At 38.1% G+C, this 21,565-nt stretch carries 16 protein-coding genes; 3 read left to right on the top strand and 13 right to left on the bottom strand.

The window, feature by feature from the left end; translation table 11 throughout:
• Positions 1 to 311: 311 nt before the first annotated feature.
• Both U859_RS0123000 and U859_RS0122995 read right to left on the bottom strand, forming a co-directional pair.
• The gene (locus U859_RS0123000) at positions 312 to 1,841 is read right to left on the bottom strand and encodes a DUF4394 domain-containing protein (protein WP_029986087.1); all 1,530 of its coding nucleotides are present in this window, start codon (positions 1,839 to 1,841) and stop codon (positions 312 to 314) included.
• A 46-nt stretch (positions 1,842 to 1,887) separates the two neighbouring features.
• Positions 1,888 to 2,205, bottom strand: a complete 318-nt coding sequence (locus U859_RS0122995) for a hypothetical protein (RefSeq protein WP_162800020.1) — start codon at positions 2,203 to 2,205, stop codon at positions 1,888 to 1,890.
• Between the two features lie 278 nt (positions 2,206 to 2,483).
• Here U859_RS0122995 and U859_RS0122990 point away from each other — a divergent pair, with 278 nt between their 5' ends.
• The 3 genes from U859_RS0122990 (at position 2,484) to U859_RS0122980 (ending at position 6,882) form a co-directional block, all read left to right on the top strand.
• Positions 2,484 to 2,951 (top strand): BLUF domain-containing protein, encoded by a 468-nt coding sequence (locus tag U859_RS0122990; protein ID WP_025145629.1) that lies wholly within the window; start codon positions 2,484 to 2,486, stop codon positions 2,949 to 2,951.
• 707 nt (positions 2,952 to 3,658) lie between these two features.
• A complete protein-coding gene (locus tag U859_RS0122985; RefSeq protein ID WP_025145628.1) occupies positions 3,659 to 6,211 on the top strand; it encodes an ATP-dependent Clp protease ATP-binding subunit in 2,553 nt (850 codons plus the stop codon).
• Positions 6,212 to 6,369: 158 nt separating this feature from the next.
• Positions 6,370 to 6,882, top strand: coding sequence for a CAP domain-containing protein (locus tag U859_RS0122980; RefSeq protein WP_025145627.1), 513 nt, complete (start codon positions 6,370 to 6,372; stop codon positions 6,880 to 6,882).
• Positions 6,883 to 7,077: 195 nt separating this feature from the next.
• Here U859_RS0122980 and U859_RS0122975 read toward each other — a convergent pair whose 3' ends face one another.
• The 11 genes from U859_RS0122975 to U859_RS0122925 form a co-directional block, all read right to left on the bottom strand.
• Positions 7,078 to 7,950, bottom strand: a complete 873-nt coding sequence (locus U859_RS0122975; protein ID WP_025145626.1) for a RimK family alpha-L-glutamate ligase — start codon at positions 7,948 to 7,950, stop codon at positions 7,078 to 7,080.
• 108 nt (positions 7,951 to 8,058) lie between these two features.
• A complete protein-coding gene (locus U859_RS0122970) occupies positions 8,059 to 9,126 on the bottom strand; it encodes a PA0069 family radical SAM protein (protein WP_025145625.1) in 1,068 nt (355 codons plus the stop codon).
• 108 nt (positions 9,127 to 9,234) lie between these two features.
• Positions 9,235 to 10,473: a carboxypeptidase-like regulatory domain-containing protein gene (locus U859_RS0122965; RefSeq protein ID WP_025145624.1), complete on the bottom strand. Its 1,239-nt coding sequence runs from the start codon at positions 10,471 to 10,473 to the stop codon at positions 9,235 to 9,237.
• 549 nt (positions 10,474 to 11,022) lie between these two features.
• Positions 11,023 to 12,261, bottom strand: a complete 1,239-nt coding sequence (locus U859_RS0122960) for a carboxypeptidase-like regulatory domain-containing protein (RefSeq protein WP_025145623.1) — start codon at positions 12,259 to 12,261, stop codon at positions 11,023 to 11,025.
• Between the two features lie 253 nt (positions 12,262 to 12,514).
• Positions 12,515 to 14,167, bottom strand: a complete 1,653-nt coding sequence (gene recN, locus U859_RS0122955) for a DNA repair protein RecN (RefSeq protein ID WP_025145622.1) — start codon at positions 14,165 to 14,167, stop codon at positions 12,515 to 12,517.
• A 101-nt stretch (positions 14,168 to 14,268) separates the two neighbouring features.
• The gene (locus tag U859_RS30610) at positions 14,269 to 16,368 is read right to left on the bottom strand and encodes a M56 family metallopeptidase (protein WP_025145621.1); all 2,100 of its coding nucleotides are present in this window, start codon (positions 16,366 to 16,368) and stop codon (positions 14,269 to 14,271) included.
• 94 nt (positions 16,369 to 16,462) lie between these two features.
• Positions 16,463 to 16,834 carry a BlaI/MecI/CopY family transcriptional regulator gene (locus U859_RS0122945; protein WP_025145620.1) on the bottom strand — a complete coding sequence of 124 codons (372 nt, stop codon included), beginning with the start codon at positions 16,832 to 16,834 and terminating at the stop codon, positions 16,463 to 16,465.
• A 439-nt stretch (positions 16,835 to 17,273) separates the two neighbouring features.
• Positions 17,274 to 18,167 (bottom strand): DUF4835 family protein, encoded by an 894-nt coding sequence (locus U859_RS0122940; protein ID WP_025145619.1) that lies wholly within the window; start codon positions 18,165 to 18,167, stop codon positions 17,274 to 17,276.
• Positions 18,164 to 19,360: a bifunctional phosphopantothenoylcysteine decarboxylase/phosphopantothenate--cysteine ligase CoaBC gene (gene coaBC / locus U859_RS0122935; RefSeq protein ID WP_025145618.1), complete on the bottom strand. Its 1,197-nt coding sequence runs from the start codon at positions 19,358 to 19,360 to the stop codon at positions 18,164 to 18,166. The genes U859_RS0122940 and coaBC overlap by 4 nt, the downstream gene beginning before the upstream one ends.
• A 78-nt stretch (positions 19,361 to 19,438) precedes the next feature.
• On the bottom strand, positions 19,439 to 19,765 hold the full coding sequence (locus tag U859_RS0122930) for a DNA-directed RNA polymerase subunit omega (RefSeq protein ID WP_025145617.1): 327 nt from the start codon (positions 19,763 to 19,765) through the stop codon (positions 19,439 to 19,441).
• A gap of 3 nt (positions 19,766 to 19,768) precedes the next feature.
• Positions 19,769 to 20,716: an outer membrane protein assembly factor BamD gene (locus tag U859_RS0122925; protein ID WP_025145616.1), complete on the bottom strand. Its 948-nt coding sequence runs from the start codon at positions 20,714 to 20,716 to the stop codon at positions 19,769 to 19,771.
• Positions 20,717 to 21,565 lie beyond the last annotated feature (849 nt).

Below are 21,565 nucleotides of genomic sequence, written 5' to 3'. Positions count from 1 at the left end.
TTGATAGATGAGTTTGGAGTCGATAACATATTAAACAATTAATCGATCAAGCCATAGGGCATCGAGTTGCGGGGGAAGGGGTGGATCAGTTAACCGATTCGGACAATTAACCAAAAATTAACCATTCTAATCCTGTTTTAATGTAATTATCATTATTTGCTCATAATGTGAATCAGAACATATAGCTAATTACTAAAGTTTTACTTTTACCAAAGCGGATTAATTCTTAGTAGAAACCGTAAACATTATTTAAAGCAAAAGCCTTTCAGGATTGAAAGGCTTTTGCTTTTTAATGATATGAAGGGAGCGGCTTAGAAACCTAACCCAAGTGTAAAACCTCTAACCGCTGTGCTTATGGTTGCTCCTGCAGTAGCTGCACCTGTAGTTAAATTTACACTATATAATTTCTGCACACCACCAACGGTAAATATGCCATAGGCAAGTCCGCTGGTGCCACCAATATCGAAACCACTGTTTGCTTCAATATTTATCCCTAATGGGCCTACATCAACCAAAGTTCCGGCATTCGGTGGATCTTGTTTATATAAACGGTCTGTTGTAGAATCCACGTCGAACAATATGGTTGTAGTTGCACCGGTAAAATTGTTTGTATATGCAGCACCAGAAATTGTTGCTGTACCCAGCGAAATAGGTGTGTCTACAACCAGGGTAGCATCCGTTGGCACTATCCTGAAATTTTGCCCGTTGTTCCCCACTATTCTAATCCTGTCTGCCACTGGATTAAAATCAAATCCGATTTGAGTAGCTGTTAATAAAGTAGCTAAAGGTCCGGCTCCAACCATTGTAGCAGCACCCGAAGAAGCATTAATGGTGTAAATCCTGCTGGTACTTCCAATTGCATAAAGCTGTCCGTTTACAGGGCGCATATCGATACCTAAAATGTTTTCACCAGATTGTGTACCTGTAATTGCTTTTACCACGAAGGTTGGCATTGCAGCAGCTGGATTAAAAATCAACAATTCATTATTGTTTGATACAGCATAAGCAACAGGTTCGGTAGGGATAGCAAGCCCGGTAATCTGTTGATCTACATTACTGATTTTTGAAGCTCTGCCCGAATTTAAATCAATGGCATATAAACCAGATTTACCGCCAACAGTTAGTGCGGCTAATGCTGCTGTACCATCAGGGTTAATATCGAAGCCGCCAATATCTTCTGCATCAAAACCCAGACTTCCAACTTCAACCAGTTTTCCGTCATTTGGTGGATCTTGTTTATGCAGTTTATCATTTGCAATATCAATATCAAAAAGTGCAGTGGTACTTGCCCCGGCTTTATTTTGAGTATAGGCAACCGATGCTACTTTAGCATTCGTTATGCCATTAATAGTACCATCTGTGGTAGCTACAGTTCCTGTTTCAGGGTTTAAACGCAGGTTTTGGCCTGATGAAGTAACCAGGCGAATGCGATCTACAGTGGGGTTAAAATCAAAACCTACAGAAGTTCCGCTGATTGCAGGCGTAAATGGAGCCGTAGAAATAGACCTTGCTGTTCCTGTTTTCGGATCAATTACATATAAACGGCTAGTGCTGCCTACGCCATAAAGTTGACCAGTAGCAGGACGGAAATCGATCCCTAAAATGGTTTCTCCGGTCTGCAGGCCCGAAATGCTTACCTGTGAGGTTACCGAATTCGGGTTTTTCGCATTGATCAATAATAATTTGCTATCTGCAGTAAGTGCATAGAAATTAACATCAGGCCCGGGTGTAAGGACTTCTTGTTCCGGATCGTTATTTCTGTCTTTCTTACATGCAGAAAATAGAATAGGGGTCATAATAGCCAATAAGGCCACTATGATTAAGTGTTTAGTTTTAATCATGATTTTAATGTTTAATTAAGAAAATTGTGGATTTAGGCGCTGAGGCTTATTTGGGTGGGTATTCTAATGCTTGTAGGGTACAATTAAGGAGCTTATAATCACCGGCAAACCATTTAGTTTTAGCACTGACTATGCTTAGAAAATCAATGTTTGTTAAGCCATGGATGATGAAATCTTCCAATTTGATTTTTTCTTCTGCCTGTCCCTCATTTTCGTTGGCATCAGATTTTTCTGATTTGCTGCTGTTTTCTTTTACCGTTTCCTGAGGAGACTTCTGATTTGCAATGGCAGATACTGCTATTCTTCCCGCAAAAGCGATGATTAGAATAAATACGAGTAGAAGCCTTTGGTAAAGAGACGCCATGTGCCTGATCTGATTTATTGGACCTATCGGCATATACGATAAAAAAACTTTCTTAGATTTTACCGGAATAACTAATGATAATTTTTAAGAGCGTACGACATGTATTTAAATATTTTTCACTCCTGATAAAAGATACTTATATGGTTTTATCAAGATTTTATGCAACCTTGGTGCTGATCATAATCTATTGTTTTAAAGTAGTATAGCAGTGTTTTAGTAGGTTTTTTTTAGAAAAAAATATTAATCGAGAATTCAGATATTTTAATGATAATTGTGGTATGGAACCAGACAATAAAACTATAACATCGATTTTCTACTTAATCTACAGCAGCGTAGAAAGTGAGGTGTTTGATGCTGACATGATAAAAATTTTGCTGAACCAAAGCAGAGACTTTAATAAACAAAATGATATTACAGGTATCTTATTATATGTAAAAGGTCAGCAGATAACTAAAAGCAAAGGCAGGTTTATGCAATTACTCGAAGGTGATGAAAGAATTGTACGTAAGCTTTATAAAAAGATAATGAATGATACCCGACACGAGTCGGTTGTTTTGCTACAGATTGGCAAGTATGATAAATGTATTTTCAGCGATTGGAGCATGGGCTTCGAAGATTCAGACGATGATACCTTTGAATCGATATCCGGGCATTTTAATTTAAATGATATCATTGAATACTGTAACAAGTCAGCTCCGTCTGATGTTCCGTTACAGTTTTTGCGAAGTTTTTATAACGAAGCCTAGTGTTATTTTGACTTAATCAAATTTCATCTTCATCATTCGTTTGTTCGACCATTGAGGAGTTAAGATAATTAAGGTTTCTCCAGCATAAATCATTATACCTTAATGTACTTAATTTCTTAATGATAAAGAACCTTTAGGCCTTATTATTCTACCATTAAGGAGTTGAGATAATTAAGGCCTCTCTGCAAGAAATTCAATTCCATCATCCATTTTAAATTTTCCATCTCAATGGAACAACTATAACAGCGTTTTTATAAAACAAAAACAACTTATCAATAGTTATTTTCGTATTGATAATATGGTATTCTACAATGGATATCCATTGTTATTGATAATTGTCTGGTTAAATTGTTAAATGATGTCACGTTCTTTTTGTTTTTCTGTCAAAACTTGTAAATTGCCTTAACAAAAAGCAACAAATTGTCAGTTGATCGAATCGAAAAAATCCTTACAATAAACCGACAAAATGATATTTGAAAGGGAGATTATATAAAAAATCCCCTTTTAAAACCTATAAAACAGTTATTACGTAGATAGATATATATTTATCAATACGATATTCATACCGTATTTTTTAGGTTGGGGGATATGTTTACTGCCTTTTATCCACCCATATGGCGCAATTGTTGATAAAATAAACAAAATGGTACAGTCGCTTTTTATAATTTATTTTATAGTTTAGGGACGTAGCTGTTAAGAAAGGTATTATGGAAGCAAAATTTTCACCACAGGTTAAAGATGTAATCTCTTTTAGTAGGGAGGAAGCGCTCCGCTTAGGGCATGATTACATCGGAACCGAGCATTTATTATTGGGCCTCATTCGCGAAGGCGATGGTATGGCTATAAAAATTTTACGATCGTTAGGGGTTGATACCGGTAAATTGCGCCGCTCAATTGAAGATGCCGTGCGCGGTACTTCGAGTGTTACAGTAAACTTAGGCAATATTCCATTAACAAAACAGGCAGAAAAAGTTTTAAAAATCACTTATTTAGAAGCTAAAATATTTAAAAGCGATTTAATTGGCACCGAACATTTACTGTTATCGGTTTTGAGAGATGATGATAACATCGCCTCGCAGATCTTATTACAGTATGGCGTTACTTATGATGTTTTTAAACAGGAGGTTGAAGTGAATAAAAATGGTTTCAGAGATGATATCTCAAATAGCGCTTCTACAGGAGGCGATGACGATTATCGCGAAGAAGAAAGCTTTAGTACACCTAAAAAGGTTTCGGATATAAAATCTAAAACTCCGGTTTTAGATAACTTCGGTCGTGACTTAACCAAGGCAGCAGAAGAAGGTCGTTTAGACCCAATTGTAGGCCGCGAGAAAGAAATTGAGCGTGTATCGCAGATTTTATCCCGCAGGAAAAAGAATAACCCGATTTTGATCGGAGAGCCAGGTGTTGGTAAATCGGCAATTGCTGAAGGTTTGGCCTTACGCATTGTACAACGTAAAGTTTCGCGTGTGCTTTTTGGCAAACGTGTAGTTACGTTAGATCTGGCATCGCTGGTGGCCGGTACAAAATACCGTGGTCAGTTCGAAGAACGTATGAAAGCCGTGATGAACGAGCTTGAAAAATCTACAGACGTAATTTTGTTCATTGATGAGATCCATACCATTGTTGGTGCTGGTGGCGCATCAGGTTCATTAGATGCCTCAAACATGTTCAAGCCTGCTTTGGCAAGGGGCGAAATTCAATGTATTGGTGCTACAACTTTAGATGAATACCGTCAGTACATTGAGAAAGATGGCGCTTTAGACCGTCGTTTTCAAAAAGTGATGGTTGAGCCTGCAACACCGGATGAAACTGTTGAGATTTTAACCCGTATTAAAGATAAATATGAAGAACACCACGGTGTAACTTATACAGACGAAGCTATTTTAGCCTGCGTTACTTTAACTTCGCGTTACATTTCTGACCGTTTCCTGCCAGATAAAGCGATTGATGCTTTAGATGAGGCAGGTTCACGTGTTCACTTAACCAACATCCACGTTCCACAGAACATTATTGATATCGAGGCGAAAATCGAAGACATCAAACTAGAGAAAAACAAAGTTGTACGTAGCCAGAAATATGAAGAAGCTGCAAAACTCCGCGATACAGAGAAAAATTTAATTGAAGAATTAGATAAAGCCAAAGCAGAGTGGGAAGCTGAAACCAAAACAAAACGTTACGAAGTATCAGAAGATAATGTAGCAGAAGTGGTTTCAATGATGACTGGTATCCCGGTACAACGTGTTGGACAAACAGACAGTGCAAAACTGTTGAATATGTACGATAAAGTGGCCGAGAAAATTATTGGTCAGGATGATGCGATCAAAAAATTAACCAAAGCTATCCAACGTACAAGAGCTGGATTAAAAGATCCTAAAAAACCAATCGGTTCATTTATTTTCTTAGGTCCAACCGGCGTAGGTAAAACTGAATTGGCGAAAGAGCTTGCCCGTTTCATGTTCGATAGCGACGATTCGTTGATCCAGATCGATATGAGTGAGTATATGGAGAAATTTGCGGTATCACGTTTAGTGGGAGCGCCTCCAGGATACGTAGGTTACGAAGAAGGTGGCCAGTTAACTGAAAAAGTTAGAAGAAAGCCTTATGCCGTAATCTTATTGGATGAGATTGAAAAAGCTCACCCTGATGTATTTAATATTTTACTACAGGTATTGGATGAAGGACAGTTAACCGATAGTTTAGGCCGCAAAGTTGATTTTAGAAATACAATCATCATCATGACTTCAAACATTGGTGCCCGTCAGCTAAAAGATTTTGGTCAGGGTGTTGGTTTCTCTACTGCAGCGAAAACAAATCAGGCCGATTCTCACAGCCGTGGTGTAATCGAAAGTGCTCTAAAACGTGCTTTTGCGCCTGAGTTCTTAAACCGTGTTGATGATGTAGTGGTATTTAACAGCCTAGGTAAAGAAGAGATCTTTAGGATTATCGATATCGAGTTAAAAGCATTATTCGGTCGCGTTCATACTCTTGGTTATGAAATCGCATTAACTGAAAACGCTAAAGAATACATTGCAGATAAAGGTTTCGATAGTAATTTTGGTGCACGCCCTTTAAAAAGAGCGATCCAGAAATATTTAGAAGATCCAATTGCTGAAGAGATCCTTAAAGGTGAATTAACCGAAGGAGATGTTTTAGAAATTGATTACGATAAAACTACCGAGCTGATTTCGATCAACCACAAAAAAGGCGAGAAGAAAAAAGAAGAGCCGAAACAGGAAGAAGATTCTTCTAGTAAATAAATAAGAAACTCCCGATGAAAATCGGGAGTTTTTTTTGTTTTAGAGATTAATTAAGGGGCATTAAAATTTATAGTTGTTTTTGGAGTACGAAAAAGATGGATGGAAATTATTTTTTTTAAATAAAATCATTGTACCTTTCATCAAACTATTCCCTATTAATGAAATTTATTGCCTTCCCATTAGCATGCATAGCGCTATGCTGTGCTTTATCCTGTAAAAAAGGAACTGACGCTACACCAACAATAACTGATCCCCTGGTACTTTCTACTGCAACCAATATTAATAACGACGTTTTACTGAAACTGGTAAACGATACCCGTTTAGCAGGTTGCAATTGTGGTACAACTGTGATGCCTCCTGTAGGGGTTTTAACCTGGAGTATCAACTTAGGTTCTGCAGCCATTAGCCATAGTAAATATATGGCGTCTATAACAACACTTACCCATAATTCTGCCAATGGCGAAACCGCAGGTGCACGTGTAAAAGCTACTGGTTACAACTGGACATCAGTTGGAGAGAATGTAGCCTTTGGACAAACTACCGAAGCACAGGTTTTTAACGATTGGATTAAGAGTGAAGAGCATTGCAAAAATATCATGACGGCCTCTTTTAAAGAGATGGGCGCAGCCAAAACGGATAAATATTGGGTGCAGGTTTTTGCAGCGAAATAAAACCTGTAGAATCATTAGCTTATTAAGCTTCGAATTGTCACGTTGAGCTTGTCGAAACGCTAAACTGTAATTTAATTAGCCCTTCGACAGGTTCAGGATGACAAATCCTAAAATCAGGCGTCATTCCCACGCAGGTGGGAATCTTAATGCGCTTTAAGATTCCCGCATTCGCGAGAATGACGAAGATGCTAAACCTTAAATCAACTCCATTAACGCTTTATAATACTTCTCATAATTTTGAGGTTCTGTATTTAAGAACAAAAATGGTTCTATCAGCTCCAGCTCCATTAATAAGAATTCTCCATTTACAAAAGTACCATCAACCCTTGCGTATAAACAGTTTTTGGCGAACAAGGTAACGTATTGCTGTGCTGTTGCAATCAGTTCTTTACCTGGTTGTTGCGGATGAACGGTTCCGCCATGTGCCGGCTGAACCCTAAAATCGCCAGGTTTGGCCTGTTTAATCAACGAATGGCTGTAAACGCCGTTAAAGAAAATGAAAGACCATTCCCCACTTTCAAGTATTTCTGGTAAAAACGGTTGAACAATAAAGTCTTCGTTTTGGATGAGCTGATCTAGTTTTTGATTTACTTCTTCAACATTATCAGCAGTTACCTTAAAAGTATTTTTTGCACCTCCGCTAATGCATGGCTTTACAATTAATTTATGGGTATTAAATTTTTTAAAGAAATCCTTAAGGTTTATTTTCTCCTGGTTCTGTATAAAAAAGCTGGGTGTAATTTTTAAACTGGTAGCTTCAATTTCGCGGAGATATAGTTTATTCGAATTCCACTTCACCACGTCAATTGGGTTAAGTAGCTTCACCTTTTTAGCTTCTAAAAGATTGAGCCAGGCATAAAAATCTTCAATCAGGTCAAAATAATCCCATGGTGATTTTAAGATGGCATGCGAATAATCTTCCCAATTTACATTTTGATCGTTCCAGATTACTTTTTCAATATTTAACCCCTTTCCAGCTAAGAAATCTAAAAGTTTATCGTCTTCACTTTCAACGGTTGTGGTATCGTAAGCGCCTTTATCAAGGTAGGTTATTAATGCAATATTCATAAGGCTAAAACTAAGTTTAATCGAGCTGGATTACAAATTAACAAAGTCGGATTACAAATCCGAAGGTCAAAAAGTCCCGTTTACAAATCGGAACCAACTAAAATAAAACTAAAACAGACTTACTTGGTTACTGGGAATTTTGAACAAAGTGTGGTCTAAAATAATATCCTTTACATTTAAACCGTTTAAACGGCAGTGCAGCCTGAAGTTATCCCTGATCATTTGAGAAATATTGCCATCGCCACGCATTCGGTTTCCAAAACGGCTATCGTTTACATTGCCACCATGGCAACTCTGAATCATGTGCCAAACTTTATCAAAACGATCTGGAAAGTTTTTTCGCAGCCAATCTTCAAATATCTGTCCAATGGCTCCGTTTAACCGCACTACAGTATAACCCGCTTTAATGGCACCGGCATTGGCTACCGCTTTTAAAATTTTCGGAATTTCATGATCGCTTAAACCGGGTACAAGCGGCGCGACCATTACACCCATTGGTATTCCGGCTTTGCTCAACTCCTCCACAACTTTCAAACGTTGTTTGGCCGTGGTCGTACGCGGTTCCATTACCTGTCGTAAATCTTCATTTAAACTATTGATAGAAACATAAACCATACAAAGGTTTAATTTGGCCATTTCCTGTAAAATATCCTGATCGCGGAGAATTAATGAATTTTTAGTAATCATGCCGATGGGCTGCTTGTAAGCCAGGGCGATTTCCAGTAATTGGCGGGTGAGTTTAAATTTTCTTTCAGCAGGTTGGTAACAATCGGTATTGCCCGAGAGTGAAATGGTGGTGGCATCCCAGCCTTTTTTCTCTAAAAACTTTTTAAAAAGTTCCGGAGCATCCTTTTTTACAATTATTTTCCGTTCAAATTCTATCCCGGCGCTATAACCCCAATACTGGTGCGAGTTGCGGGCGTAACAATAAGTACAGCCATGTTCGCAGCCCTGATAAGGATTAAGGGAGTAGGCCATGCCCACATCCGGGCTATCAACCTTGTTTACGATGGTTTTCGAATTTTCGAAAATGAAAGCAGTTTTGCGGTCGCTTTCTTCCCAATCATCAATCCCTTCCTGATGTTCTTTTACATAAACATCCTTTAAAAATTTGTTGTGTGGATTAACCTGGGCGCCCCGTCCTTTAAAATACTGTTTTTCTTCTTCGCCAATCATAGGTTAAAATTACTAATATTTTTAGTAATTTTAAAAGCTAAGAAAAGTTACTTTTCAACAATTTTAGTTTAAAAATGCCATCTTCCATGTTCCGTCTTCCATCAACCATCATTCCTTTTTTGGAAGCGGTACATAATCCATCGGCACCATATCAGCCACTTTTTCATATGCCCAATACCCTTCGAAAAGGAGCGAGCGGGAATCGTAAATGCCGCCATTTTCGTAAAAACGAACACCTTCGCCGGTTAAATTGGCAACCGAAATTTCATTTTCAGGAACATCTAAAGGCCTGAAGATCCAGAAACCCGTTTTAGAATAGGCCATTGATTCTTTTTCTTTAGTGTATTGGATCAGTAGAGCATCGGTATAACTGATGTACTTTAAATTCTGATTAAAATAATGTACCAAAGTATCTGTCAGTACGTCTGCTCTCGAAAATTTATCGATAGTTTTTGGCATTTCCTGTTGTTTTGTCCAAAAAGCGAGTAAAGCAGTATCTATTTTACCTTTAGTTTGTCTGATGCCCGTTTTTTCGGGTACAGCTTTAATCTTTTCTAAATTGGTATTGATTACATACTGCGGATAACGGTTAGGATTAGGAATTTTGATCATTTTATTGATGATATAACCCTCTTCCTGTGTTTTATTGGCATAAAGTGAGCGAAAAAAGTGTTGCGAAGAGCCATAATAGGCTATTTCACGCGCAGCAATATATTTTTTCTTTTTAGCTGCGGAAGCTTTTAGCTCTTCAAAAAAGGGGTGACCAGAATAATAAATAATGTGTGTACGCGAATTGTATTCGAAATGATCGAGCATATATTTAAGGCGATAACCTAAAGCTTTGTTTTCTACCACTAAAAATTCTGTTGTAGAAACCGTGAGTGTACTTTTGGTTACGTCGTAATCAACATTTAAAACCTGTGGATTTAAAATTTTGCACTGTGTTGCATTGGGCGTTTTGCCGATAAAAAATTCTTTAAACTGATTAATGTATTTCTGCCGGTTAGGATCGGCCCTGATCACCACTTCATCAAGCTGGGCAACATTTTCTTTTAAAACCAACTCCACTTGTACCGATTTATCAGAAATGATTACGCTTTTGGAGTAGGGGAGGTAGCCAACCAGCTGAACAAGGATATCGTAACTGCCGGGTTTCAGGTTGGTGAGTTTAAAGCGGCCATCATTATCGGCTACCGTTGCAATTTTATAACCACTTAAATAGATGCTTGCACCGGGTAATCCATCTTTTTGGTCCCGAACCAGACCACTAATAGAGAAGGTGTTTTGAGCGTTGACATTAGTACCCAGAATGATTAGCATAAGGGCTACTAAAAGGCTTTTAATCATAGAGACGAATGTAATTAAAAGGCTTAATATTTATTAAAAACGCAAAAGATTTTTAACAAATTTAACATTTGATGGCAAACGTTATTTTGTGCTTCGATTTATCGTCATTGCGAGAAGGCTTTTTCAGCCGACGAAGCAATCTTTCTAGCAAGAATCACTAGCAGGAAAGATTGCTTCGTCGTTCCTCCTCGCAATGACGACCTCTCTACAGGGCTCTGTCAATGGTAGTACAGCGAAGGATATTTGAAGAAAATTAATTAAAAAGTAAAGCTCTCTTTCGATTTGGAAACGGATGGTCTGTTTTCCATGGACAAAGTAGCCCCGCCATCGCTTGTAGTCCTCGTTACGCTACGCTTCACTGTGGGCTACGCGCTCTGTCTGGTTTATTTAACAAGGGCATGTGCTCCATAGTTCTAAAATCCTCAACAGTATTATGGACTGCCCCCAAAAAGTTGGACATTTTAAAAGGAGCACTGTATTTGCTTTTCAAAAAAAATACTTGATCTCAGTTGTCTGTATAATTTTCTCTTTACCCGTATTAATGGTTATTTACTTTTTCCCTTCTAAACTAACCGGGGGTAAATAATCCATCGGAACACTATCCGCAATTTTTTCCCAGGCCCAATACCCCGAATAAATCATAGAACGTGGATTGTAAATGGAGCCGTTTTCGTAAAAATATACGGGAACTACCTGCAGGCTGATGGTAGAAATCTGATAATCGGGCATATCTAAAGGTCTGGCAATGGATAAACCTATCCGGTTGGCATATGCAGGATCTTCTCTTTCTTTGGTGTAAACCACATAAAGCTTATCCGTAAAGTTAACGCTTTTTATACTTTGGTTCTCCACATGCACCAGGGTATCCTGTAAAATAGGGGCGCGGCTTAAAATAGATATGCCACCGGGCAGGTTTTTCTTTTTTATCCAATAACTTAAAGAATCGCCCACGGTAATGGTTAAAGGCCTGGTTAAACCAGTTTGTGCTTTTGTTAAGCGTTTAATATTGGCATTAATGGCACTGTCGGATGGTTTATCAGGGTTTTCTTTTGTGATCAATTTATTAATGATAAAACCTTCTTCGGTTGCACGTTGATTAAAAATCGACTTAAAAAAGTGTTGTGAAGAACCTAAATAAGCCGTAAGCCGCTTCTGCTCCCAGATTTTCTTTCTCCGTACCGATCCTTTTAAATCTTCATAATAAGGAAAACCTTCATAATAAATGATCCTCGTTTTACTATCGTACTCGAAATTATTCAGCAGGTATTTAATGCGGTAACCGAGTGCCTTGTTTTCGACAATCAGGAATTCAGTGGTTTTTACAGTGAGCTTGAACGCCTCTTTATCATAATCAATAATCAATACGTTTGGATTGATCAATTTACATTGTTCCGAATTAGGTGTGGTGCCGATAAAGTAACCCTTAAACATTTCAATATAATGCGCCCTGTTCGGATCGGGTTTAATGGTTACATCGGCTAATTGAGTGATGCTTTCTTCTAAAGTGAGGTCAAGTTTTACCGCTTTATCCGAAATCACTACATTTTTATTTAAGGCTTTATAGCCAATTAGCTGTACCAAAATGTCGTAGTTACCTGGTTTTAAGGGGAGTGTATATTTGCCATTATTATCCGTAACAGTGGCAATTTTATAACCGCTTACATAAACACCGGTGCCAGGTAATGCTTCGCCACGTTTATCTTTAACCGTACCTGAAAGTATATAACTTTGCTGTGCGAGACAAAATTTACCAGTGAATAATAAAAATACGATTAATAAGGATTTCATGATGTAAATATAAACTAATTTGTTAGTTTATGTAAAATGCAAAAGAAATATTACTTAACAGTAATTCCGTGGTCTGTGTCTTCACAGACCCCTAATTCAATAAAACCCAAAATGGCCTGTGGGGACACAGACCAGGGGGCATTAGGATGATAAATTAACCCAATAATTCCCGTTCCGTGGTCTGTGTCCTCACAGACTACTAATTTCAATAAAACTCGAAATGGCCCGTGGGGGCACAGACCAGGGAGGGTAGCTAAGCCAGCAATTCCTTTGCATTTTCAATCGCCGATGCGCCCGGGTTTTTCCCGCTTAACATTTCGGCAATTACACCAATGCGTTCTTCCTGTTTAAGTTTGCGGATTCCGGTAGTGGTTTTACCTTTATCTTCATTTTTATGCACAAAATAATGAGATGTACCTTTGGCAGCAATCTGTGGTAAATGGGTTATCGAAATAACCTGCATGTTTTCGCCCAGTTCGGAAATTACCTCGCCAACTTTTAAGGCAGTTTCGCCCGAAATTCCGGTATCAATCTCGTCGAAAATAATCGTTGGTAAGGAGGTGTGTTTAGCCAATAAAGCTTTTATGGCGAGCATTAACCGTGATAATTCACCTCCTGAAGCCACTTTGTTTACAGGGGCAGGGGCCTGACCAGCATTTGCTGTAAAAAGTAGGTTAATTTCGTCTAACCCATCTCTATACAGCTCAGGTAATACTTTTTGATCCAGCACCAGTTTGGCATTAAGCATACCTACTTTTTTCAGTGTAGAACTGGTTTGCTCTTCTACCACCTTGATTGCTTTTTTACGGTTGACACTTAATTGATCGGCTTGTTTATGTAATTCTTTTTTAAGCTGATCGATTTCTTGCTGTAATTTTTCAATGTGCTCATCAGAAGATAATAGCTTATTCAGGTTTTCTTCCAATTGTTTTTGAAGGGCTAACAGTTCGGTATTATTGGTAAGTCTGTGTTTTTGTTGCAGGGTATAAAACAGATCCAGCCTTTGATTTACAATTTCTAAGCGCTCGGTACTGTGTAAAGTATTTTCTTCTATTGAAGAAACTTCGTCGGAAATATCTTTTATCTCAATAATCGATGAGCGCAAACGTTCATAAAGCATATTAATTGCAGGATCGAATTTTTCAACACCCTGTAATTGTAATGATGCTTCTTTTAAAATCTGCAGGGCAGATGGCTCGCTCTCATTAATTAATCCTGAAGCAGTTAGTAGGGCCCGTTTAATGGTTTCGGCATGTGTTAAGCGCTCCAATTCTTGCTCCAGCTCTTCCTGCTCGCCTTCCTGTAATTTTGCCTGTTCGAGTTCGTTAAACAGAAATTGTTCGTAATCTTGTTTATTACGGGCTTCGTCGGCTTCGCTGATTAGTTTTTTTAATAGTGAAGTATCTTGTTTAAGTTTTTTAAACCCGCTACGGTAATTAAGTAGGAGCGGCTGATGGTTGGCCAATGAATCTACAATCAATAATTGAAAATCGGCATCATTAATTTCCTGTGTGGCATGTTGCGAATGGATATCGATCAGTTTTTCGCCAATTTGTTTAAGGATAGATAGGTTAACAGGAGTATCGTTAATAAACGATCTGGTTTTGCCATCTATAGAGATTTCTCTCCGTAAAAGACCTTCTTTTGAAAAGTCGAGATCATTTTCTTCAAAAAGTTCTCTCAGGTTTTCATCTGCAAGTGCAAAACTACCTTCAATAACACATTTTTTATCCTGGTTAAAAAAGTATTTGCTTTCTGCCCGCTGACCTAAAATTAATGATAATGCACCCAGTATGATGGATTTACCGGCACCGGTTTCACCTGTGATGATGTTTAAGCCTTTATCAAATTCGATATCAAGACTATCAATTAATGCGTAATTACGGATAGAAAGTTTTTGTAGCATACTAAGCAAAAATATTAAAATTTATTCAACAGGCCAGTACAAAACAAAAACAGCGAAGAATAATCTCCGCTGTTTCATAATCTGTTTGGTTGTGTGTAGTTTTATTTTATCGAAATGCTGATTGCATTGTTATTGGCAATGGTTAGGTTGCCATTTTTTACAAAGCTTTTTACCGCGAGTTGATCTGCATTTTTAAAATCAGCTTTTTTGTATGTTACCACTGCATTCTCAATTTTCAATGTTTTAACAGGATCTGAAAAATCTTTATTGTTGTAAATCATAACAGCAGGACTGATTTGTGAACTTTTGTTACCACCTTCAACTTTTTCTTTTTTCTCTTTCTTCTCCATTTTCTCTTTCAGCTCTTTTACCTCAATGTCGAATTTTTCTTTCAGCTTTTTATATTCTTCAGTCTGTTTTACTTTGTTGTTATTATCGTAATAAAAAATAGCACCGTCCGGACCGGTAAGCATATGTCTGTTTCCTTTAAATATCGAATCAGACTGCAATCGTGTTAAACCTGATAAATGAGCCATATCTCCCGATTTCAAAGCTTGTATCCTGATGTTATCCAATTGTGCTCTAAACTCTGGAGTATTGAATTTTGCAGCCATATCTTCACCCATCTTTTTCCATTTTGCCTGCGCCTCTGGTGAACCGAATTCTTTGGCCATGTCTTCACCCATTTTTTTCCACTTCGCCTGTGCCTCTGGTGAGTTCATTTTCTTGTTCATTTCTTCACCAAATTTTTTCCATTTGGCTTGTGCCTCTGGGGAGTTGTATTGCTTGGCTACATCCTCACCAAACTTTTTCCATTTGGCTTGCGCCTCTGGTGAGTTATATTGTTTGGCCATGTCTTCACCAAATTTTTTCCATTTGGCCTGGGCTTCTGGTGAATTATACTCTTTGAAAATTTTATTGCGAACCAACGAATCGTTAAACCTGAATTTGAATGAACTATCGGCATGGATGCGATAGATGCCCTTATCAGCAAAAAGCTCGTCCCTGTAAAAATCTTTTCTTAAGCTATCAGGCATTTCTTTTACTGAGTTATATTCTGTTTTCTTGCCATTTGCATCAATGGTTACAATTTTTATCTTACGTTTTTTTGTGGTATCGGTACAGATCAGGTGGCTTATGGTTCCGTTAGCAGACCGTACGCTCAAAATCTCCTGTTTAGGTTGTTTTTTACTTTCTTTTTTCTTTTCGGTTGGATTGATCCAGGCTATAGAAAACAAGCAGGCTACACCCAGGGTTAGGGCTGCCATTTGCTGTTTGGCGTTTAAATAATTTGTTTTCATGTTGGTTATTCTTTTAATGCGTTGATATAAATTTTGGGTCTTACCTGTTGCAGCTAGTGCATAGGCCGGACTGTTTTTATCTTTGAGGAGCTCGAGTTTAAGCAGGGCATGGGCATAGTTCAACGGTTTTCCGGTAATTTTCAAAACCAGGTCATCACAGGCGTGTTCGCGCTCTATGTGTATAAACCTACCAGCCATCCAAACAAATGGATTGTAGAACAATAAGGTTTCGATTGCCGTTTTAATCAGGTTGAGTAAGAAATCGTTCCTTCTGATGTGCGATAGTTCATGGATTAAGATGGCTTCTACCTGATCGTTATCTAATTGATTAACCAGCGCCAAAGGAAATAATACTACAGGTTTTAAATAACCGATAACCAAAGGTACATTAACAATAGACGACAAATGAAATTTAATGGCTTTCTTGATTTTAAGATGGGCTGTTACCTGTTCGAAAATGGCTTTCCAGCTATCAGGAATGGCACTTAAACTTTCCTTTTTCAATTTAGAAAGCTGACCATAACCTTTAACAATCACAAATAACTGAAGGACAATGCCAATCGCATAAAAAGCTACCACAATAGGGAAATACTGTTCTGCTTTGCTGCTAAAGCTTGGTGGCAGGTTATTAAAATATTGGTAAACCTGTATATTTTGAAGATTGATGGCAGGCGCCTGGCTACTCAAGCCTTGTATTAACTGATTAATGAAATTATAGGCAAAGCCAATAAACATTAAAATGATGGCACCAAAAGCAAGGTTGTGCTTATATTTTGCTGCCAGCTTTGGTATGCTTAGCATGATGATAAACAGGATGCCATAAATAATAGCACTTTGCCAAAGTGAATTTAAAATGCTCCATCCAAATGCTTTGATAAACTGTTGTAATAAAGTTTCCATAACGGTGGTTTTAATTTTTTATGCCGGGATAAACCGAAAATGTTAATGTTTATTAGGGACCCAAACCCTACACTTTTCAACCTTCAACTTAACCTTACTTAAGGCTATCTAAATATTTTTTGATTTCATCAATTTCATCCGCACTGGCACTGTGATTACCTAAAGCCTGCATCACCAATCTTGCCGCCGATCCGTTAAATACATTGTCGATCATTTTGGTTACCAATTGTTTTTCAGTTTTATCCTGGCTAACCAATGCTTTGTATATATGCGTTTTTTGGTTCGTATCTCTTTCTACCATTCCTTTTTCGTGCAAAATTTGCATTAGCTTTAGGGTAGTGGTATAACCAGAGTCTTTTTTATTCAATGCCTCATGCACTTCTCTTACCGTGGCGTTACCTTTTTGCCAAAGCACCTGAAGGATTTCCATTTCACCTTCTGTTGGTTTGATGTTGTGATTGCTCATATGTTACAGGTTGTACGAATTATTTCGTAATCAAATGTACGAAGATATTCGTAATAACAAAATATTTTAACAAATTTTTAACTTTATTGGTTAATTGTTGAAACTGGTTAATCAGTTAACTGCGCACAAAGTTAAAAAAGCTTGTTTGGAGATAAGACGCAGCGGAGGGTAGAATGTTGCATGCCTGTTAGACTTTAGAAAGAAAAACCCCACCTATGAAAAACTACCTCAAGTTATTAAACCTGATTGATGTGGATACCGGCCCGTGTTTAAGGCCTGAAGGTGTATGAACAAAAGCAGGGCTAACCTTAATTGAAATACTGAACATGCTTTTCTAAAAAATGTCTGCAAGCAAAAATGAGCTAGTTTAGCGTATGGCGTTAGGCGTATTGCGGGTCGATTAACCGATTTAAACTATTAACCAGTTAACCCAAAAAAACTAATTCTTCTTCAGTCCTTCATACTTACCAATATTGGCCGGATCGATTTCTGCCAGCATGTTGTAGGCTTTCATGCGCTCCTGTCCATTTAATTTAGAAAGGACGTTTGTTATTTCTTCTGCCTTAGAAGCGAAATAAACATTCGGAAAAATAGAACCTAGTTTTTGTTTGTCCATTTGCTGAAGAGCAGGTAGGGCAGCCACAATCTGGGTTAAACCTTTATCATTATCCGTAAGCTGATCCAATCCGTTTAGGTGGTAGCTATAAATGAAATTGCGTAATTCGCTAAATATAGGGTTCAGTACATTTTCGTTAAACCAAAAACGGTTGCGTAAACCATCAGCAGCTTTCCAGCCTGTATTGCCCGATGCCTGTGCTAAATTGATAATGTTCTGTGCTTTTTTATAAAAAGGTGTCCCGCCCATTTTGCTAAAACTGTCTTTATCCATCCCGATGATGGTGTAAGCATAGTAGGTGAGGAGGGCACTGATATTAGAAATGTAATTCTGATCAGAAAAATCAATGGTAGAACCATCAAGATAGCTGAAATCAAAATTTTTATCACTCATGTTTAGCAGTGTACTGTTGTAAGAACTGTTAAAAACCGGACGACTACTTTGAATCTGTGCCTCGGCAGTATAACCAGAGCCACCATCCCACGAGTTGATGGTAATGACAAAACTGCACTCAATACGTTCCTGTGGTTTATAACTTTCGTTACTGAATTTATTGTTGTTTAAAAAATCGCGGATTGTTTTTTGTAAGGCGTCTAAAGTTGGTTTACTGATGTTCGAAACCTGTGGGGCCAGTAAAGTTACCCTTGCGTTTAACTCCTGCGCGTGTACTTTACCGAAACTAACCAATAACAATATCCAAAAAATCTTTTTTATCATTTCGCAATTTTTAAAATGGCAGTACAAATATCTTTAGCCACGTCGGTTTTCGATTTCATCTCGAATACAGTCCGTTCTAAAGCTTTGTTAAAAATAGTAATTTTATTGGTATCTGATTTAAAACCTGCACCCTTATCATTTAAAGAATTTAAAACGACAAGATCAAGGTTTTTCTTCTCCAGTTTGCCTTTTGCATAATTCTCTTCATCATTGGTTTCTAAAGCAAAGCCAACCAGAATTTGATTCGCCTTTTTTTCTCTGCCCAATGAGGCAAGAATATCGGTGGTTTTTTCCAGTTCTAAAACCAGGTCGCTATCTTGTTTTTTGATTTTTTGTGTGGCCACTTGTTTCGGGCGATAATCGGCTACGGCTGCGCACATCACCGTGATATCGCTTTCAGGGAAAACTAAAGTACAGGCATCGAACATCTCCCGGGCACTCACCACATCAATTCTTTTTAAACTTTGAGTAACTTTTTGCGCAGTTGGTCCGGCAATTAAAGTAACATCGGCACCCAGCTTAGCTAATTCATCAGCAATGGCGAAACCCATTTTGCCTGACGAATGGTTACCAATAAAACGGACAGGATCGATAGCTTCGTAAGTAGGACCAGCGGTAACCATTACTTTTTTGCCAAATAATGGAGATGATTTCTTAATGGCATTGTCCAGAAAAGAAACAATTTCTTCAGGTTCAGCCATTCGGCCTTCGCCCCAAAGCCCGCTCGCAAGTTCGCCATTGGCAGGAGCAATAACCGTATTTCCGAAACTAATAATCCGTTCAATATTACTTTGAGTAGTTTCGTGTTTCCACATATCCAGGTCCATTGCAGGTGCAACATACACCGGGCATTTGGCCGAAAGATAAACCGCTGTTAATAAATTATCACAGATTCCCGTTGCCAGTTTGGCCAAAGTATTGGCACTTACCGGAGCGATGATGATGAGATCGGCCCAGAGACCTAATTCAACATGATTGCTCCAAACACCCGTTTCTTCTTCGAAATATTGTGTATAAACAGGGTTTTTAGAAAGCGTAGCAAGGGTTAGTGGTGTAATGAAATTAGCACCATCAGGGGTAAGAATAACCTTTACGTTTGCACCAGCTTTAACGAGCAGTCGAACCAAAAAAGCCGACTTATATGCCGCAATGCTACCGCAAACGCCAAGGATTATATTTTTATTTTTTAGCATAATGCGCAGAGTAGATAAGGCATGGAGCATAGAGCGTAGTGCTAAACGCTTTGCCCTAAACGCTATGCGCTATGCCATTTACTTTTGTTCTTTAGCAGGATTTCTGTGATAAATTTTCTCATTCAAAAATTCATCAATAGCAACCAAAACAGGCTTAGGCATACGCTCGTAGTGCTTGCTGATTTCAATCTGCTCACGATTTTCGAAAATTTCTTCCAAATTGTCGTTGCTAGAAGCAAATTCTGCCAATTTACCGTGTAACTCCTCTTTAACGTTGTTCGAGATCTGATTTGCCCTTTTAGCAATCACCACTAATGATTCGTATAAATTATCAGTAGTTTTATCTAAATCGTGTACGTTTCTGGTTACTGTAGTATTTGGTACAGCAGGTTTGTTAGTATTCATGTATTACTTGTTTTTAATATTCGTATTATCTGCATTCGTTGGCTTTGCAGAAGCAGTATCTTTTAATTTACCGGTTCTGATAAGCATTTGCTTGTATTTTTCCTGATCGGCAGCATATAATGCCAGTTCTTGTTTGGTAGCTACAATACCCGCTTCAACATCATCCTTAAGTCCTTTTGCATCTTTCGTAAATTTGCTGCCTGGGTGGTTTTCAGTAAACTCGGTATATAAAGCAAGTGCTTCATTATAACGGTCTTCCTGACGGATAACATAACTGTTTTTCGCGTATAAATATTGTGCCCTGATCATCAGGAAGTCCATTTCCTCTGCATATTTAATATCCGGGAAATCTCTTTGCGCATTTTTTAAAGCAATAACAGCAGCCCTGTAATTATCAACATTACTTGGACCGGTAGTTAAGTACATTTTGGCATTTTCAAAGGCTTTGTCTTCTAATTTGCCCCTTAAAGTAGCAATATATTTACCCGCTGCAGCAGCACGATCGCTGGTAGGATATAAGTTGATGAATAATTGCAATGCATCAATCGCTTTATAAGTATTTTCCTGATCTAAAGAGAAAGCCGGAGATTCTAAATAGAAACAGTAAGCACCCATATACCTCGCTTCTTCTGCGTTTTTACTCGCAGGGTAGGTATCTGCAAAGCTTTTAAACTGATATCTCGCAGTGGTGTAATCACTTAATCTATATAGTGTATAAGCATAATAGTAATTCAGATCCTCAGCTTCTGCACGACCACGGTATTTTTGAGAAAGATCTTCAAAAAGCACCAAAGCTTTACTGTAATCGCGTTTATTATACAAACGAAGCGCCTCCTGGTATTTTTTTGCAACGTCATTACTCGCTCTCAATTTCTCGAAACGACTTTTACAACCCGCAATACCCAGAGCGGCAACAAATACTAAAATAATTAAGTGTTTAACTTTAAACATTCTGCAAAGATAATTAATAATACGATAACATCAATAAAAACAATTCGCCGCTAAGCTATGCAAAGCAATTCAGTACAATATAACAGTTAACAAATTTTAACATATATATACGGTACACTTATATACTATATAAGTATGTCTGTTTTTTAACAAAGCAGTTTAGGTGTTACCATGTAAGTTTGCTCCCGCTATCCGCTTCAAAGCCTCGGTTCGTTCCTCACTTTCGTGTTTTCGCTGCTATCGGGTTTAGGTGGGCAGGTGCTTCTGCAGTTTGAAAGGCCTGGGCACAGGAGAACTTCGGTAAGTCTAGCTATTTTTTCAGCAAAGCAGTTATTGTGCTACTATCTAAGTTTGTTCCCGCTTTTCATTCCAAGTCCTCGCTTCGCTTTGGGCTTTCCATTTCATCCGATAGCTATCGGATCGGGTTTAGGTGGGCAGGTATTTCGGAAGTTTTAACGGTTATTGTGCCTAAACCTATCCCGTTTTTGAAACCTGATAGGTTTGGTAAACCCGCGCTAAACACCTGTTCTTTCAAAAAGTTTTAAGCAAAGCAAAACTTTTTCTGCTTGTAAACCATGCGTTTACGTTAAACGCTATGGTATTCTATGAAAAACCTTTGGAAGCAATGATATTTTTCCTACTTTTGCATCCCGCTTCGGAGGAAGGGTTTTAGTTGAAAGGATGGCTTAGAGAGATGGAGGGCATGATTTATTTTAAAATAAATATTGTTAAAGAGAAAAAGATTGCTACCTTTGCAGCCCGGTTCGGAAGAACGGAAAGCTGGTTAACGCCAGCATATTGAAATAGAGGAAAAGAAGAAAAAGAGAATGAAAAAATAAAATTTATTTT

The sequence above is a fragment of the Pedobacter jeongneungensis genome, from assembly GCF_000633455.1.
GTDB lineage: Bacteria > Bacteroidota > Bacteroidia > Sphingobacteriales > Sphingobacteriaceae > Pedobacter > Pedobacter jeongneungensis_A.
Note: the sequence above shows the minus strand (reverse complement) of the source record. Positions and strands in the feature narration are given on the sequence as shown.